The organism is Stenotrophomonas sp. AB1(2024) (assembly GCF_037482345.1).
Classification (GTDB): domain Bacteria; phylum Pseudomonadota; class Gammaproteobacteria; order Xanthomonadales; family Xanthomonadaceae; genus Stenotrophomonas.
The window spans coordinates 2,828,739-2,844,519 of sequence record NZ_JBBHKO020000001.1; the positions used below are offsets into that span (position 1 = coordinate 2,828,739).

General features: G+C 68.1%; 12 protein-coding genes. 10 read left to right on the forward strand and 2 right to left on the reverse strand.

What is annotated here, in order from left to right; genetic code table 11:
• Window positions 1–416: 416 nt before the first annotated feature.
• The 5 genes from WIX41_RS12820 to WIX41_RS12840 are packed head-to-tail and all read left to right on the forward strand — an operon-like array spanning window position 417 to window position 7,170.
• Window positions 417–929, forward strand: a complete 513-nt coding sequence (locus tag WIX41_RS12820) for a CS1 type fimbrial major subunit (RefSeq protein WP_339448110.1) — start codon at window positions 417–419, stop codon at window positions 927–929.
• Between the two features lie 51 nt (window positions 930–980).
• Window positions 981–3,674, forward strand: a complete 2,694-nt coding sequence (locus tag WIX41_RS12825) for a CS1-pili formation C-terminal domain-containing protein (RefSeq protein WP_339448112.1) — start codon at window positions 981–983, stop codon at window positions 3,672–3,674.
• Window positions 3,671–4,798, forward strand: a complete 1,128-nt coding sequence (locus WIX41_RS12830; RefSeq protein ID WP_339448114.1) for a CfaE/CblD family pilus tip adhesin — start codon at window positions 3,671–3,673, stop codon at window positions 4,796–4,798. The genes WIX41_RS12825 and WIX41_RS12830 overlap by 4 nt, the downstream gene beginning before the upstream one ends.
• A gap of 17 nt (window positions 4,799–4,815) precedes the next feature.
• The gene (locus tag WIX41_RS12835; RefSeq protein ID WP_339448116.1) at window positions 4,816–5,517 is read left to right on the forward strand and encodes a hypothetical protein; all 702 of its coding nucleotides are present in this window, start codon (window positions 4,816–4,818) and stop codon (window positions 5,515–5,517) included.
• Window positions 5,518–5,529: 12 nt separating this feature from the next.
• Window positions 5,530–7,170 carry a YadA-like family protein gene (locus WIX41_RS12840; RefSeq protein WP_339448118.1) on the forward strand — a complete coding sequence of 547 codons (1,641 nt, stop codon included), beginning with the start codon at window positions 5,530–5,532 and terminating at the stop codon, window positions 7,168–7,170.
• Between the two features lie 17 nt (window positions 7,171–7,187).
• On the opposite strand, the gene WIX41_RS12845 is transcribed toward WIX41_RS12840, so the two are convergent.
• Together WIX41_RS12845 and WIX41_RS12850 are read right to left on the reverse strand one after the other, a co-directional pair.
• Window positions 7,188–7,835: a hypothetical protein gene (locus tag WIX41_RS12845; RefSeq protein ID WP_339448120.1), complete on the reverse strand. Its 648-nt coding sequence runs from the start codon at window positions 7,833–7,835 to the stop codon at window positions 7,188–7,190.
• 92 nt (window positions 7,836–7,927) lie between these two features.
• The gene (locus WIX41_RS12850; RefSeq protein ID WP_339448122.1) at window positions 7,928–10,348 is read right to left on the reverse strand and encodes a penicillin-binding protein 1A; all 2,421 of its coding nucleotides are present in this window, start codon (window positions 10,346–10,348) and stop codon (window positions 7,928–7,930) included.
• 223 nt (window positions 10,349–10,571) lie between these two features.
• Between WIX41_RS12850 and WIX41_RS12855 the strand changes: the two genes are divergently transcribed.
• Genes WIX41_RS12855 through WIX41_RS12875 form a run of 5 tightly spaced genes read left to right on the forward strand, consistent with a single transcriptional unit; the run spans window position 10,572 to window position 15,658 of the window.
• A complete protein-coding gene (locus WIX41_RS12855) occupies window positions 10,572–11,630 on the forward strand; it encodes a pilus assembly protein PilM (protein ID WP_038686523.1) in 1,059 nt (352 codons plus the stop codon).
• Window positions 11,630–12,454: a PilN domain-containing protein gene (locus tag WIX41_RS12860; RefSeq protein ID WP_339448125.1), complete on the forward strand. Its 825-nt coding sequence runs from the start codon at window positions 11,630–11,632 to the stop codon at window positions 12,452–12,454. Before WIX41_RS12855 ends, WIX41_RS12860 begins: the two co-directional genes overlap by 1 nt.
• The gene (locus tag WIX41_RS12865) at window positions 12,451–13,125 is read left to right on the forward strand and encodes a type 4a pilus biogenesis protein PilO (RefSeq protein WP_339448127.1); all 675 of its coding nucleotides are present in this window, start codon (window positions 12,451–12,453) and stop codon (window positions 13,123–13,125) included. Before WIX41_RS12860 ends, WIX41_RS12865 begins: the two co-directional genes overlap by 4 nt.
• 35 nt (window positions 13,126–13,160) lie before the next feature.
• Window positions 13,161–13,661, forward strand: a complete 501-nt coding sequence (locus tag WIX41_RS12870) for a pilus assembly protein PilP (RefSeq protein ID WP_409187501.1) — start codon at window positions 13,161–13,163, stop codon at window positions 13,659–13,661.
• Between the two features lie 20 nt (window positions 13,662–13,681).
• The gene (locus WIX41_RS12875; protein ID WP_339448131.1) at window positions 13,682–15,658 is read left to right on the forward strand and encodes a type IV pilus secretin PilQ; all 1,977 of its coding nucleotides are present in this window, start codon (window positions 13,682–13,684) and stop codon (window positions 15,656–15,658) included.
• The last annotated feature ends 123 nt before the right edge of the window (window positions 15,659–15,781 follow it).

Sequence of the window (15,781 nt, forward strand, 5' to 3'; positions counted from 1 at the left end):
CATGAAAGAACGCCTCCGCAAGGGGGCGTTTTTTTTGGTGCGAAAGGCAGGAGCAAATGCACGAAGCAAAGGTCTTCGTTTGCCGGCCCTGCGCGCAGGATTCCGCAAATGAAGGCTTCTGCACTTCGCACTTCGCACCCGCAATGTCGCCTTCAGCAACCGCACAACACCACGCCGTGCCGCGGCGAGCATAGGGCAAGCAAGCGTTGCATGCGCATCGCAGCAGCTCGGAATGCTTGCGTTGCAGCGGTATCGCGCGCGCTGTCGCAGAACCGGTTCCCGCTTGCCGGGTTTAAGAATGGTTGCGTGGGGACGACCACGCGCTTTGCCTAACGTGACCGTGTCGTCGGCACTGCGCTTGGCCGTGCCCATGACCGCCTCGAACGAGGCGCTTTTCAATCACGGGAGAGAAACACATGTACCGCACTCTGAAGCAGGCCGCGTTGGGCCTGGCGATCTTTACCGCCGCACTGTCCGTCCATGCCGCCGAAGCGCACATCACGGTCTGGGCAAACGTCGACCCGACCCTGTCGCTGCTCAAGGCCGACGGCAGTTCGCTTCCCGATACCGCGCAGTTGCCTTACCGTCCCGGGCACGGCCTGGGCAGCTGGAGCGAGCGCGTGCGCGTGTTCTCCAACGACACCAACCTCGACGTGGATGTGCGGCTGGCCGAATCGGCCGTACTGAAGCCCAATGTCACCGCGGCCGGCGCCGTCGATGTGCCGCTGGCGGTCAGCCTCAATGGCCGTGAACTGGGCCTGGCGCCGATCGCGTTCACCGCCGACGAGTTGTTCCAGGGCGCCATTCCCGGTGCCTCCATCGAAATGCCGCTGACCGTGGCCCAGGCAACGCCAGGCCCGATCACCGCCGCCGGCCTGTACGACGGCCCGGTCAGCCTGGTGCTTGTGCAGAAGGCCAGCAGCCTCTGACCTGCCACGCCGGCGCCGACCCTCGCGGGTCGGCATCCGTGCGGCTCCACCATGCGCATTCCTGCTCCCGCCCTTGTCCGGCTGGCGGTGGCGCTCGTCCTGCTGCTGGCCGTCATGGCCGCCCAGGCGAGCCCGGTGCCGGCCGGTTTTGAAGATCTTGTCAGTGGTCAGCGCGAACGCGTCGACGTGCGCGCGTTTGGGCGGTCGGCTGGCTTGTGGCCCGCGTGGGTGACCCTCGACCACATCCAACTCGAACAACCCGAACAGGTGCTGGCCGCACTTGATCTGTCTGCGGCCGCGCAGCAGGCCCTGCGGCCGGCCTTGAGTGCACCGCTGCCGCGCGACAGCCACCTGGCCTGTGCCCATGCCCAGCCGCAGCCCGGTTGCGGCTGGCGCGCCCCGCCCGAGGATCCCACCCACGTGCATGCCATCTTTGACGAAGGCGACGGCGCGCTGCTGCTGTTTCCCGCCCTGCGCTGGCTGCCGCGCGTGCAGCACGCCGATGCCGGCCTGCACGCCCTCAGCGAGCAGGCGGAAAACGCGTTGCTGCACCAGCAGAGCCTCACCCTCAGCGGCAGTGGCCGTCGATACGCCCTCAACGCACATGGCAGCGCGGTACTGGGCGTGGATCGCGCCGGCCACCTCGGCGGCAGCTGGAACTACGCGCGACAGGCCTGGCCGGGGCAACCCACGCGTGCGCATGGCCAGTTCGATGACCTCTACTACCGGCACGACCTGGCGCGGCGCCATTACCTGCAGGCCGGGCGCATGGACCGCCGCAACCTGGCCAGCACCCAGGGCGGCCAGTTCGGACTGGGCCTGCTTCCGCTGGAGCGCTTCGACGGGCTGCGCGTGGGCACCACCCAGGCATACGTGGATGCGGACGCGGCAATCGATGCCGCGCCGCTCACCGTACTGCTGGCACGCCCGGCGCGGGTCGATGCATTCGATGGCGAGCGGCTGCTGCAGACCTTCTATCTTCCCGCGGGTGCCAGCGACCTGGATACCCGCCAGTTTCCCGCTGGCAGCTACGACGTCACCCTGCGCATCCACGAAGACGGCCACCTGGCGCGCAGCGAAACCCTCCCGTTCGCGCGCGCGCAGGACTGGGGCGAGCCCGGTCTGCAATGGTTCGTGCAGGGGGGCCGCCAACGTGCGCGCCACAACGCCGCCCACGCCGGCAACGGCGCCCTGCAGGCCGGCCTGCGCCTGCCGCTTGCTCGCCAGCTCGGCATGAGCCTGGGCGTGGCGCACATGGCCGATGGTCGCTACGCCGAAGTGCGCACCGGTACCCGCCATCGCGTTGGCACGCACGATCTGCATGCCGAGATGGGGGCGATCATCGGCAGCGACGGCAGCCGCGGCCACCAGCAGCAGCTCAGCCTGCGTAATTCAGCATCCTGGAGCCTGTACCGGCAGCGTCTGCGCGGCAGTCGCTGCCGCGCAGGCACCGCAGCCAGCCGCGACCGACTTGGCTGCGCCGACGCGCTCAGCGCGTCGCTGACCGTGCCGCTCGCCGGCGGCAGCCTGTACGTGGGGCACACCCGCCGGCGGACGGCGGCACAGGCGTGGTACGCGCCTGCGGGCGACAACGACCGCTGGCCTGACGTCGAACCGGCCACGCCTGCCGTGGGTGCACCGGTGGCGCAGCGCACCCGCAGCGTCCAGGCCACTTTCAGCCTCACCGGGCAATGGCGCGGCGTGAGCGTCGCTACCCGCTTCGGCGCCTGGCGACAGGGCGGAGACGGACGCGACCAGGGCCTGCAGCTCGGGGTCACGCTGTCGCGGCTGGAACACAGCGCCGGCACCAGCCGCCTGCGCCGCATCGGCGTGGAAGCCCACCAGCCCCGCCATGGCGATGCGGAGCAGCGCCTGCTGCTGGCCCGGTCCTGGCGGCAGGAGCAGGCAGGCGCCGCACGCGAGGCCGCCGCCGAGCTCAGCGTGCAGGACAACGGCGCCGCCGATGGCCTGCTGGCGGTGCGCGCCGACACCCCCCTTGGCCACACCGGTGCGGTGCTGACGCACTACCGGCAGTCGCACGACAGCGGCACTGCCTACAGCTTCAGCCATGCGTCGGCGCTGGCGGTGTCGCCGCGTGGCGTCTACTGGGGCAGCGCCACTGGCGCCGATGCGGGGCTGGCGGTGAGTGTGGAGCAAGCCGATGCCGCGGGGCTGGATGGCGCAGCGGCCGAAGTACAGGCCGGCGCCAATCGACGCCAGGTGCTTCATTTCGGTCAGCGCCGGCTGTTGCCACTCGGTGGCTACCAGCGGCATCGGGTCGAAGTCCACGATGTTGCCGGCCACGACCATGACGTCGCCGTTCGTGTCGCGCGGCCTGGCGCGGCGCACCAGCCCTTCCTGCTGCCCGGGCGCGTGCTCGCATTGCCGGTGGGCGTGGAAGCAACCTTCACCTACATCGGCAGCGCGCGCGATGCGACGGGCACCGCGCTGACCGGTGCACGCATCCTCAACGCTGCCGTACCGCGACTCGGGCACGACGGTGGCTTCATCGCCGAGTTCCCGCAGCGTGAAGCGGTGCTGTACCTGCTGCTCGACGGGCGCGTGCTGCAGTGTCCGCTGCTCGTACGCGAACAGCGCAGCGTGGTGCAGCTGGTGGGGCAGGTAGCCTGCGCGGCGTTGGCGCGCGAGGCCCTGCCGCCCAGCATCGCGCAACAGCCGCGCGTGCAACGGCTGCTGGACGAATCCGCGCCGGTCGCCCTGGGCCTTCTGCGAGGTCCGCCATGAGCCCGGTCCGCGCCCTGGCGGTGATGCTGGCGCTGCTGCCCGCCGTGCCGGCGCTCGCGCAGCGGCCACCGGTGACCATTCCATCACCCGGAACCACCACCACTACATTGACCCATGCTTTCGACCGCGCGGCGCCGCAGCCGCTGCAGTTGTGGGCGCCGCGCACCCTGCTGGGCTTCCAGAACGTGGAGCACGGCCACGGCCGCCTGCATGTCACCTGCACCGATACCCCGGCACGCGGCCGGTGCCCGCGCGGCGACAGCGGCGAAGGCCCCGGCGGGCGGCAGCCGATCCTGCTGGAATTCCACGAACCGCGTAGTGGCCAGCGCCGGGAGGTGGGCGTCACTGGGTGGCTGGAGCGCGTCGAGTGGGAGCGGACCTGCAGCGACGACTACTGGGACAAATCCGAGTACCCCCTGTGGACATCGGCGACCCGCGAGTGCCATGTCGCGCCGGCGGGCACCGCCGCGACGCTGCAGGTGGCGGCGTCGGAGATCGGGGCGCTGGTGGCGGGGCGCTGGCAGGCCGAGCTGCACCTGGACGTGCGCAGTGGCCTGGGCGGCGCCGTGCTGGGCCGGCATGCGTTCGTGCTGGAGGTGAACGTCACCGATCCCGGCCGCGCCGCCATCTACCTGCCCGAACATGGCGCATCGGCCGCGCTGATGGACCTGCAGCTGCAGCTGCGCGCACAGCCGCCCCCGGCCAGCGTGGGTGGGGAAGGGGTGCTGGACATGTGCCTGTATGACGGCCTGGGCTCGCTGAGCAGCCAGCTGGTGCTGATCGCGCGCGATGGCGGACCCGACGCCCCCGGGCGACCACGCGAGTACTTTTCAGTCTGGCACCAGGGCGGTGGGCGCCAGACGCACGACCGCGTCGACTACCGCCTGCAGCTGCTGCATGCCGGCCAATCGATCGCGCTGCACCCCGGTGCAGACACGCTGCTGGCCGACATCGACAGCGCCGAACTGCGGCCGGTGCTGCTGCCGGGCATGGACCAGACCGTGCACTGCGTTCCCACCCCGCTGACCTTCATCACCCCCCGGGTACCGGCCGCCGAAAAACGCGATGGACGCTACCAGGGCGATCTCACGCTCGAGATGCGCCTGCCGACCCGCCGCCCCTGAACTCCATCGAGGCTTCCATGCGCCCGCATCGCATTACCGTCCTGCTGTTGTCCCTGCTTCCTGCCGCACCGGTATCGGCCAATCTGGACGTGCACCCGATGCGCGTGCACGTCGACGCTGGCCGCACCACCAGCATCCGCGTGCAGGCGCAGACACCACGCACGCAGTACGTCAAAGCCACGGTCAAGCGGGTAGTCTCGCCTGCGACTGATGTCGAACACGAAGTGGACGCGCCGCCCGGCGACGCCGCAGCGATTGCCGTGACCCCGGGAATGTTCGCCCTGGCCGGCGGCGGCAGCCGGCTGGTGCGGGTGATCGCGCTGACGCCGGTGGAGCAGGAAACCGCGTTCCGGGTGTACTTCGAAGGGGTGCGCGGGGTGGACCCTGACGCACCTGACGACACGGCGGAGACAGCCAGCGCCACCATCGGGGTCAGCCTGGTCTGGGGCGTACTGGTCAACGTTCTGCCCGCCGAGGGACGGGTCGAGATGCAGCTGGCCGACGGCAGCCTGCACAACCGCGGCACGCTGCGGCTGGGCATCGACCGCATCGAGCATTGTGCGGGCACGACCTGCACCACCCATGACATCGAACGCAGCGTCTATCCGGGCGACGCGCTGGCGCTGCCGTTCCAGCCTGCGGCCGGCGCGCGGTTGCGCGTGCATTACCGCCTCAGCCGCGATGGTTATCGCGAACACCAGCAGACCCTGCTGCCCTGAAAGGAAACCACCATGCACCTCCTTCATTCCATTGCCGGCGCCATCGGGCTGTCGCTGATGCTGCCAGGACCTGCTGGCGCCACCTTGCCTTCCGCGCCGCCTGACCCGGCACCGGGCGCCGTACAGGACGACGGCGTGTCGCCCTCGGCGCGCGCGCTGTCCTTCCTTGGCGGGCTCGGGGTGGGCGTGGGCGTGGCCGGTGTGTACGGGCGTTACCCCGCGCGTGATCGCGTGATCCACTGCGAGGCGCCGCCGCCGGTGCAGGCCTCGATCCCGGAGTGGTCCGACGCGCTCTGGCAGGTCAACAGCAATGGCACGCAGATCGCCCGCAACCGCACCGACATCGGCCTGTTGCGCGACAGCGTGCTGGGCGTCAGCGCCGACCTGGGCGATGTGGTGCGCTTCGGCAAGGACGCCACCGTGCACCTGCGCGGTGCGCGGCTGGTGGCGTTGGGCGAGGGGGAGATCAGCGCCGACAGCCGCCAGGCCATCAACGGTGCGCAGCTGTTTGCCGCCACCCGGCGCGTGGCCGCGCTGGAGTACACCCAGCGGTATGTCCGGGTCGGGGCCGACGACCAGAGCCTGCCGGCGCAGGCCGGGCACCTGGGCACCGCGATGGGCAGCGATGCCCGGGCGCAGGGCGCAGGCTCGACCGCGATCGGCAGCTTCGCCACCTCGCTGGGCAGGAATTCGGTCGCACTGGGGCGTGCGGCGATCGTCCTGGAAGATGCCCACGACGGCTTCTCGCTTGGCTCGCGCTCGCGCGTGCTGGCCGAAAACGGGATGGCCATCGGCGCGTCCACCCAGGTCTGGGAAGGGGCGCACGACAGCGTGGCATTGGGCTTCGGCTCGATCGTCCAGCAGCCGTTCGAAGTGTCGGTGGGCGGGCAGGGCATGCGCCGGCGGATCACCAACGTGATGCCCGGCATCGCCGCCGACGACGTCGTTTCATTGCGGCAATTGTCCGCTCTGGCGGCGGTGCTTGGCACCGGGATCGACGCCGAAGGTGGAGTGCGTGGACCTGGCTTCGCCGTGCAGGGCAAATGGCATGGCACCGTGGCCGGCGCGCTGGGCGCGCTCGATGATGCGGTGAGCGCGACGCAGGACGCGCTCGGCGACAGGGGCGAGCCGGGGGCCGCATCGACTGCACGGCCCGCGCCGGATGCAGCAGGCGAGGCGGTCGCTGCGGCCGATGGCGCAGTGCCCGACGCCTCGCCCGGCGTGCCCGCCGACGCCGAGGTCGCGTCCGTCCTGGGCGCCGTCAAGGGTGCTTCCGCATCGGCCGCGTCTACCGTACAGCCTCCGTTGCCACCGGTTGATACGCGCGCCGTGGACGAAGCCGTGCAGCGCGCCAATGCCTATACCGACCAGGCGATGGCCGGGGTCGACCGCCGCTTCGACCGCCTCGACCGCCGGATGAACCGGATGGTGGCGATGGGCAGCGCGCAGGCGGCCATGGCCATGAACACCGCCGGGCTGCCCACCTGGAACCGGCTGGGCGCCGGTATCGGCCACGCCGATGGCGAATCGGCGCTGGCCGTTGGCTACCAGCGCGTGCTGGAGCGGCGTGCCGCCACCACCTTCAGCCTCAATGGCGCCTTCAGCCAGGGCGGCGAAAGCACCGTGGCGCTGGGCGTGGGCATCGGCTGGTAAGGCGTTGCGAAGCGAGGCTAGGGGCTGTCCAGATAGCCCCTGATCTCGTCATCGGCCAGCAGCGTGCGCAGTTGCGCCGCCGAAGCGCGCCGCATGGGCTTCTCATCAATGGCCGACAGCGGCGGCTGGCGCAGCGCATCGTAGGGCAGCACCGCCATGTCGAACGTCAGTTCCTCCGCACTGAACACCCACACCGGCACATCCAGCGTGCGTTCGCGGTCCAGGCGCAGGCGGCGCATGCGCGATTCGGCCGGAATGCGGTGCTCTTCCAGGAAGCGCTGCACCGCGTCGGGGTCGTCACAGTGCAGCTGCAGCTGCACCGGGCTGTTGGCATCGGCGGTGCCGTCCAGCACCGGCCCGCACAGGCGCGGGGCAAAACCGTGCAGGAACTCCAGCGCACGCAGCGCCGCTTCGCGCCGTTGCCGCAGCTGCGCGCCATGCCCGGCACCGGCGAACAGGCGCTGGTACTCGCGCAGGGCGTCTTCGATCTCGGTATTGCGCGGCAACGAGGCATCGTCATGGATGCCCAGCCGTCCGGCGGCCTTCAATTTGGCCTGGTGGTAATCGCGGATGCCGCCTTCAGCCATCAGCCGGGCGGCTTCGTGGGCGAGCCGGTGGCGGCGCTCGCGGGTCTGGCTCTCCGCATGCTGTCGTGCCCGATGCATGAGCGTTTGTCCCCGTACGACCTGCCACCGAATGTACACCGATCGTGTGACATCGATGTGGTGCCGGCCGCCGGCCGGCACCACATCTGCGCTCAGAAAATATCAAACGCCGCGTCGTCGGCCTGCGGGGTCTGGGTGTTGAAGTCGTACTCGGCCAGCTTCTCCATGTCCTCCACCTTGACCCACTCGGTAGCCCCATTGAGCGTGGCCTGGACCATCCCGGACGGCGGCTCGTTCTGCGCGATGGGGGTGTCCTTCAGCGCCACCCGCATGTAGTCGATCCAGATCGGCAACGCGGCGCGGCCGCCGTACTCGCGGTACCCCAGCGAACGGAAGTCGTCGCGGCCCACCCACACGGTGGTGGCGTACGGGCCGCCGAAACCAGAGAACCAGGCATCGCGGTGGTCGTTTGTCGAACCGGTCTTGCCGCCCACGTCTTCGCGGCCCAACACTTTGGCCGCCGTGCCGGTGCCGCGCTGGACCACATCGCGCATCATCGAGACCAGCTGGTAGGCGGTGCGCGCATCGATCGCGCGCGGCGCAGTGCGCGCGTTCGGATCCACCGGCGCCGCCGGTGCGGCCGGCTGCTCCGGCTTGGCCGGTCCGGCCGGCGCAGGCGCGGCGGCGGCACCGAAGTTGAAGCCGTCCACCACCTGGCTCACCGGGGCGCCGCCACTGGTGCCCACGCACTCGCGGCAGGCCCGGGCTGGGTTTTCCTTGAACACCAGGTTGCCGTCGCGGTCGCTGACCTGGTCGATCAGCCAGGTATCCACGCGCGAGCCACCGTTGGCGAACACGGCATAACCGCGCGCCACCGACAGCGGGGTCAATGACGCCGTACCCAGCGACATCGACAGGTTCGGCGGCAGCTCGGCTTCGGCAAAGCCGAATTCGCTGATGTACTTGCGCGCGTACTCCACGCCCATGCCATCGAGCAGGCGCACCGACACCAGGTTGCGCGACTGCACCAGCGCTTCGCGCAGGCGCATCGGGCCACGGAAGCCGCCGCCGTCGTTCTGCGGCTGCCAGGTCTTGCCGCGGCGGTCGCGGAACACCACCGGGGCATCGAGCACGATCGAGGCGGGATTGAAGCCCTTGTCGAACGCGGCGGCGTAGATGAACGGCTTGAAGCTCGACCCGGGCTGGCGACGTGCCTGGGTGGCGCGGTTGAACTTGTTGCCGGAGAAGCTGAAACCGCCCACCAGCGCCTTCAGCGCGCCGGTTTCGGCGTCCAGCGAGACCAGCGCCGACTGGCCGCGCGGGATCTGGTCGAGCAGCCATTCGCCTTCCTTGGCGCCGGCGCGCACGCGCACGATATCGCCGCGCTGCACCAGCTTGGCCGGGGTCTTGTTGGTCCACTTGGCCGCCGAGGCCGGCAGTACCTGCTCGGTGCGGTTGGCCAGCACCACCGTGGCGCTGCCATCGGCGCCGGTGCCGGCCACGATGGCCGGCAGCAGCCCCGACTGGGCGCTGATGCCGCGCAGGTGCGCGGCCAGGGCGGCGGCATCGTCGCCCGCGCCCAGCGCCACCTGCTGCTCCACCCCGTGCCAGCCGTGGCGGTGGTCGTATTCCAGCAGGCCATCGCGCACGGCCAGGTTGGCAGCGGTCTGCATGTCGGCGTTGATGGTGGTGGTGACGTGGTAGCCCTTGTTGAGCACGTCGCCGCCGAAGCGGGCGATCATCTCCTGGCGGACCAGTTCGGCCACGTAGGGCGCCTCCACCTGCACCGGCGGCTCATGCGCGCTGGCGTGCATGGGCACGGCCTTGGCCGCATCGGCCTCGGCCTGGCTGATGAAGCCCAGGTTGGCCATGCGCTGCAGCACGTAATAGTCGCGGCGCTCGCGGGCGCGCTCGGGGTTGCTGATCGGGTTGCCGCTGGAGGGGAACTTGGGGATGCCGGCCAGCGAAGCCATCTCATCCAGGCTCAGTTCGCCCAGCTTCTTGCCGTAATAGAACTCGGCCGCCGCGGCCACGCCGTAGGCGCGGTTGCCGAAGAAGCTCTTGTTCAGATACAGCTCGAAGATCTCGTCCTTGCTCAGTTCCTGCTCGATCTTGCGCGCCAGCAGGATCTCGGCCAGCTTGCGGGTGTAGCTGTACTCGGAGCTGAGGAAGAACTGGCGGGCCACCTGCTGGGTGATGGTCGACCCACCCGGCACCCGCTTGTCGTTGGTGGTGGCCAGCAGCCAGACCGCGCGGCCGATGCCCTTGTAGTCCACCCCGCCGTGCTCGTAGAAGCGGGCGTCCTCGGTGGCCAGGAAGGCCTGCTTCAGGCGCTCCGGGACCTCCTTCATGGTGATCGGGGTGCGCCGGGACTCGCCGAAGACCGCCATGAGCTTGCCGTCGGCGGCATAGACGTACATCGGCTCCTGCATCTCGATGTCGCGCAGGGTCTGCACGTCCGGTAGACGGGAGGAAATGGCGTAGTACAGGCCCCCGGCGACCGCAGCGCCGATCAGTGCCAGGACCAGGAAGGCGACCAGCAACCAGCGCAGCCAACGGCGAAGGCGAGTCATCAGTGTCAGATTCCGATTGCGAATTTCGTGGCCGCAGAGTATAGATTACGCAAGGGAACGGCTGGGGTTGTTCCCGGGGAGAGCATTTCGATTACCGTCAGGGGACGAGTGAAACGTGAGCTACTGCGCGTTTTGCACGTTGATGGTTGCGATTTGCAAATAAACCGTTATTAATGCGCGGGCGCAGTTGTGCGTCCAAGTGCCCGTCGGCAGGGGAGAAACCGTGGGGCTTATCCCAAAAAGCCAGTCGCCGCTTATTGGCGTCGACATCAGCTCGACTGCAGTAAAGCTCTTGCAGCTTTCCCGCAGTGGCAATCGTTTCCGTGTGGAACACTATGCTGTGGAACCACTTCCGCCGAATGCGGTCGTGGAAAAGAACATCGTGGAAGTGGAGGCCGTGGGTGAGGCCATCCGGCGTGCGGTGAACCGTTCAGGTACCAAGGCCCGGCATGCCGCCGCAGCCGTGGCGGGCTCTGCGGTCATCACCAAGCTCATCCCGATGCCGGCCGACCTCGACGAGAACGACATGGAAGCCCAGGTCGAGCTCGAAGCGGTCAATTACATCCCCTACCCGATCGAGGAAGTGAACCTCGATTTCGAGGTGCTCGGCGCGATTCCCAACAACCCGGAAATGGTCCAGGTGCTGTTGGCCGCCTCGCGCTCGGAGAACGTGGAGCTGCGCCAATCGGCGCTGGAGCTTGGTGGCCTGACCGCCCGGGTGATGGACGTGGAGGCCTTCGCGGTCGAAAACGCCTTCGCGCTGGTGGCCAGCGAACTGCCGATCGCCAGCGATGGCGTGGTCGCGCTGGTCGACATCGGCGCCACCATGACCACCCTGAACGTGCTTCGCGGCGGGCGCAGCCTGTACAGCCGCGAACAGGTGTTCGGCGGCAAGCAGCTCACCGACGAGGTCATGCGCCGCTACGGGCTGACCTACGAGGAAGCCGGGCTGGCCAAGCGTCAGGGCGGGCTGCCGGAAAGCTACGAGATGGAAGTGCTCGAGCCGTTCAAGGAAGCCACGGTCCAGCAGATCAGCCGCCTGCTCCAGTTCTTCTATGCAGGCAGCGAGTTCAACCGGGTCGACCACATCGTGCTGGCCGGCGGTTGCGCGGCGCTGGCCGGTCTTCCGGAGATGGTGGAGGAACAGCTGGGCGTGGCCACCGTGGTGGCCAATCCGCTGGCGCAGATGACGCTGGGTCCGAAGGTCCAGGCACATGCCCTGGCCCAGGACGCCCCGGCGCTGATGATTGCCACCGGTCTGGCGCTGAGGAGCTTTGACTGATGGCAAGAATCAATCTATTGCCCTGGCGCGCCGAGCGGCGCAGGCAACGCCAGCGTGAGTTCATCACCATGCTGGGCTTTGCGGCCATCGCAGGCGTGGTGCTGTCTGCGCTGATCTGGTTCTACTACGATCGCCAGATCAGTGGCCAGAGCGATCGCAACACCTTCCTGACGGCCGAGATCGCCCGGGTCAAGGAGCAGAACAAGGAAATCGACCGCCTGGATCGCCAGAAGGACCGCCTGCTGGCGCGCAAGAAGGTGATCGAACAGCTGCAGGCCAAGCGCTCGCAGATGGTGCACCTGTTCGACGCGCTGGTCCGGACCATTCCCGATGGCCTGGTGCTGACCGCGTTGAAACAGGAAGGCGACGTCCTGACCCTGGAAGGTCGCACCCAGTCCAACGCCCGGGTCAGCGCCTACATGCGCAACCTGGAAAATTCGGGCTGGATGACCAAGCCGGAACTGTCGGTGATCGAGGCCAGGAAGCCGGAAACAGACAAGAACAAGCCGATCGGCCCCGTTTCGGATATCTCCGCGCTGCCGTACGTGTTCGTGGTCAAGGTGACGCTGCCGGCGCAGAGCGAAGCGGTTGACGGTATCGCGCTGGATGGCACCGTGGTGGCACCGGGTACCGACCCGAATGCCGCGCCGGCCGCCCCCGCCGTGGCCCCGCTGGCACCGGCCCCGGCCGGAAGCGCTGCACCGGCAGCCACGCCCGCACCGGCAGCCGAGCCCGCCGCGCCAGCGCCATCGGGCAGCCGTATCGTTCCCGCCCCGGCCACCGAACCGGCGGCGTCCAGCACGCCGCAGAAGGGGGCCGCATGAGCCAGAAGAAAGTCAACCTGAAGGACCTGGACTTCAACAACATCGGCAGTTGGCCGCAGCGGGCGAAGATCGTCTTCTGTGCGCTGCTGTCGCTGGTGATCGTCGTGCTGGCCTGGTTCGTGCTGATCAGCGGCAAGCGTGAAGAGCTGCAGTCCCTGGAGCGGACCGAAGTCTCGCTGCGCGCCGATTTCGAGAAGGAACAGGGCCGCGCGGTCAACCTGGAGCCGCTCAAGCAGCAGCTGGCCCAGATGGAACAGGTGCTGCAGCAGATGCTGCGCCAGCTGCCCAGCAAGACCGAAATGCCGGACCTGATCATCGACATCTCGCAGACCGCGTTGTCCAGCGGCCTGGTCAACGAGCTGTTCCAGCCGGGTGGGGAAGTGCCCAAGGAGTTCTACGCCGAGAAGCCGATCGCCCTGCGCATGGTGGGCAGCTACCACCAGTTCGGTGCATTCGTCAGCGGCGTGGCCTCGTTGCCGCGCGTGGTCATCCTGACCATGCACGACATCAACCTCAAGCCCAAGGACCCCAAGACCGGCATCACCGCGCGCAGCGGTGCGCTGGAACTTTCCGGCACGGTCAAGACCTACCGTTACCTGGACGACGTGGAAATGGAAGCGCAGGAGAAAGCGGCCGCCCAGGCAGCAGCACCGAAGGGAGGCAAGCGATGAGTCTCTCCAGTACCGCACGGGTCTGTGGTCTGCTGATGCTGGTCCTGCTGGCGGGCTGCGCACGCAGCATCACCAGCACGCCCGGTGACGCGCCGAACCTGGAAAAGTGGGTGGCCGACGTGCGTGCCCGCCCGGCACCGCCACTGGAACCGCTGCCCGTCATGCAGCAGTTCGAAACCTTCGAGTATTCCGCGCAGGGCATGCGCGATCCGTTCACCGACGCCTGGGCCAATCCCCAGGCCGGTGGTGGCTCGGGACTGCGCCCGGATCCGAACCGCCGCAAGGAGCCGCTGGAAGCCTTCCCGCTGGACGCCTTGGACATGGTGGGTTCGATCGGCAAGGGCGGCGCACTCGTCGCGCTGGTGATGGCACCGGACAAGGTCACCTATCGGGTGCGTCCGGGCGTCTATCTGGGGCAGAGCGACGGCCGGGTGACCGGGGTCTTCGAAGACCGGATCGAACTGATTGAACTGGTGGCGGATGGCGCGGGCGGCTGGCTGGAACGGCCTGCATCGCTTGCGCTTGAAGATCAATGAATGATTATGGGGATAGCACGATGACCTTTTCCAACGCCATGCTGCAGCGCCCCGTCCGGCGCCCGAAGCTGATCCACCTGTGCGCGCTGGGAGTCGCGCTCATGGTGGCCAATGGCACCCTGTTGGCCGCCACGCCGGCGGCCGCAGCCACGACCCAGGGGGCTGGCGCTGCGCCGGCCGCCGCACCGGCTTCGCTGGCGGTGTCCAAGATTGACTTCAAACGCGGTGAAGACGGCAGCGGCCGGCTGATCCTGCAGTTCGATGGAAAGGGCGCCAATCCGGACCTGCGCAGCCAGGGCAACAGCGTCGTGATCGACGTCGGCAACGCGACCTTGCCGGAGAGCCTGCAGAAATCGATCAATGTGGTCGACTTCGCCACTCCGGTGCAGCGCATCGATCCCCGGCCCTACGGCGGCGGCACGCAGCTGGTGCTCGATACCAACACGGCCTTCGAGTCGCTGGCCTACCAGACCGGCAACGAGTATGTGGTTGAGATCAGCGCACGCAAGAGCGCCCCGGCTACCGGTGCGATCAACGCCACCACGGTGACCCAGGCGGCAACTGCGATCGCCCAGCGTGGCTACAGCGGCAAGCCGGTGACCTTCAACTTCCAGGACGTGCCGGTACGCACCGTGCTGCAGTTGATCGCCGAGGAGTCCAACCTCAATGTTGTCGCTTCCGATACGGTCGAGGGCAATGTCACGCTGCGACTGGTGAATGTGCCCTGGGACCAGGCGCTGGACATCGTGCTGCGTGCCAAAGGCCTGGACAAGCGTCGCGATGGCGGCGTGGTCTGGGTGGCACCGCAGGCCGAGCTGGCCAAGTTCGAGCAGGACAAGGAAGACGCCCGCATCGCGATTGAAAATCGTGAGGACCTGATCACCGACTATGTCCAGATCAACTACCACAACGCCGCGCAGATCTTCAAAGCGCTGACCGAAGCCAAGGGCATCGGCGGCGGCAGTGGCGGCGGTAGCGGTGGCGGTGGTGGCGGCAGTTCGCAGGAAGACAGCGGCTTCCTGTCCTCGCGTGGCCGTCTGGTGGCCGACGAGCGCACCAACACGCTGATGATCAGCGACATCCCGAAGAAGGTCGCGCGCATGCGCGAGCTGATCAGCGTCATCGACCGCCCGGTCGACCAGGTGCTGATCGAAAGCCGCATCGTGATCGCCACCGACACCTTCGCGCGTGAACTGGGTGCCAAGTTCGGTATCACCGGCAGCCGCGACAACGTGTACTTCAGCGGCAACACGGACGCCAACCACAAGAACATCACCAGCGATGGCGAGAACGCGACCGAGTACCAGGAAGCGCTGAACGAGTGGGCCGCAGGCGGTGGTACCGGCCCGGTGCCGGTGCGTGCGCCGCGCAGCATCACGCCCGGCCTGAACTGGAATCTGCCGGTTGCAGCGGCCAGCAACCCGGGCTCGCTGGCCTTGTCGATCCTCAACGCCGGCTACCTGCTGGACGTCGAACTGTCGGCCATGCAGCAGGAATCGCGTGGTGAAGTGATCTCCAACCCGCGCGTGGTGACCACCAACCAGCGCGAAGCGGTGATCAAGCAGGGTAAGGAAATTGGTTACGTCACCATCACCGGTGGCACCGGCGGCCAGGCAGCCACGCCCAATGTGCAGTTCAAGGAAGTGCTGCTCGAGCTGAGGGTCACCCCGACCATCACCAACGACAACCGCGTGTTCCTGAACATGGCGGTCAAGAAGGATGAAGTCGAGAGCTACATCGTGCTGGACGGCTATGGCCAGGTTCCCTCGATCAACCGCCGCGAAGTCAACACCGCTGTGCTGGTCGATGATGGCCAGACCGTCGTGATCGGTGGCGTGTACGAGTTCACCGACCGCAACAGCGTCAACAAGGTGCCGTTCCTGGGCGACGTTCCCTTCCTGGGCAACCTGTTCAAGAAGCGCAGCCGCAACAAGGACAAGGCCGAACTGCTGGTCTTCGTCACCCCGAAGGTGCTGCGCGTGGCAAAAACCAACTAAATCGCCGTTTCAGCAGGCGGTTGGTGAAAGGATCCGGTGCCCATGGTGGCACCGGATCTTTTTTTGGGTCAAGGCAGCGGGCTGTGCCGACTTGGGCGCTTGGCGCCCTTCGCGGTCAGCGGC

Bases quoted from the DNA above. Each gene is read 5' to 3' on its own strand.
- WIX41_RS12835 (WP_339448116.1), top strand. From the start codon at position 4,816: ATGCGCCCGCATCGCATTACCGTCCTGCTGTTGTCCCTGCTTCCTGCC.
- WIX41_RS12850 (WP_339448122.1), bottom strand. From the start codon at position 10,348: ATGACTCGCCTTCGCCGTTGGCTGCGCTGGTTGCTGGTCGCCTTCCTG.
- WIX41_RS12830 (WP_339448114.1), top strand. From the start codon at position 3,671: ATGAGCCCGGTCCGCGCCCTGGCGGTGATGCTGGCGCTGCTGCCCGCC.
- WIX41_RS12870 (WP_409187501.1), top strand. From the start codon at position 13,161: ATGCTGGTCCTGCTGGCGGGCTGCGCACGCAGCATCACCAGCACGCCC.
- WIX41_RS12820 (WP_339448110.1), top strand. From the start codon at position 417: ATGTACCGCACTCTGAAGCAGGCCGCGTTGGGCCTGGCGATCTTTACC.
- WIX41_RS12865 (WP_339448127.1), top strand. From the start codon at position 12,451: ATGAGCCAGAAGAAAGTCAACCTGAAGGACCTGGACTTCAACAACATC.
- WIX41_RS12875 (WP_339448131.1), top strand. From the start codon at position 13,682: ATGACCTTTTCCAACGCCATGCTGCAGCGCCCCGTCCGGCGCCCGAAG.
- WIX41_RS12840 (WP_339448118.1), top strand. From the start codon at position 5,530: ATGCACCTCCTTCATTCCATTGCCGGCGCCATCGGGCTGTCGCTGATG.
- WIX41_RS12860 (WP_339448125.1), top strand. From the start codon at position 11,630: ATGGCAAGAATCAATCTATTGCCCTGGCGCGCCGAGCGGCGCAGGCAA.
- WIX41_RS12825 (WP_339448112.1), top strand. From the start codon at position 981: ATGCGCATTCCTGCTCCCGCCCTTGTCCGGCTGGCGGTGGCGCTCGTC.
- WIX41_RS12845 (WP_339448120.1), bottom strand. From the start codon at position 7,835: ATGCATCGGGCACGACAGCATGCGGAGAGCCAGACCCGCGAGCGCCGC.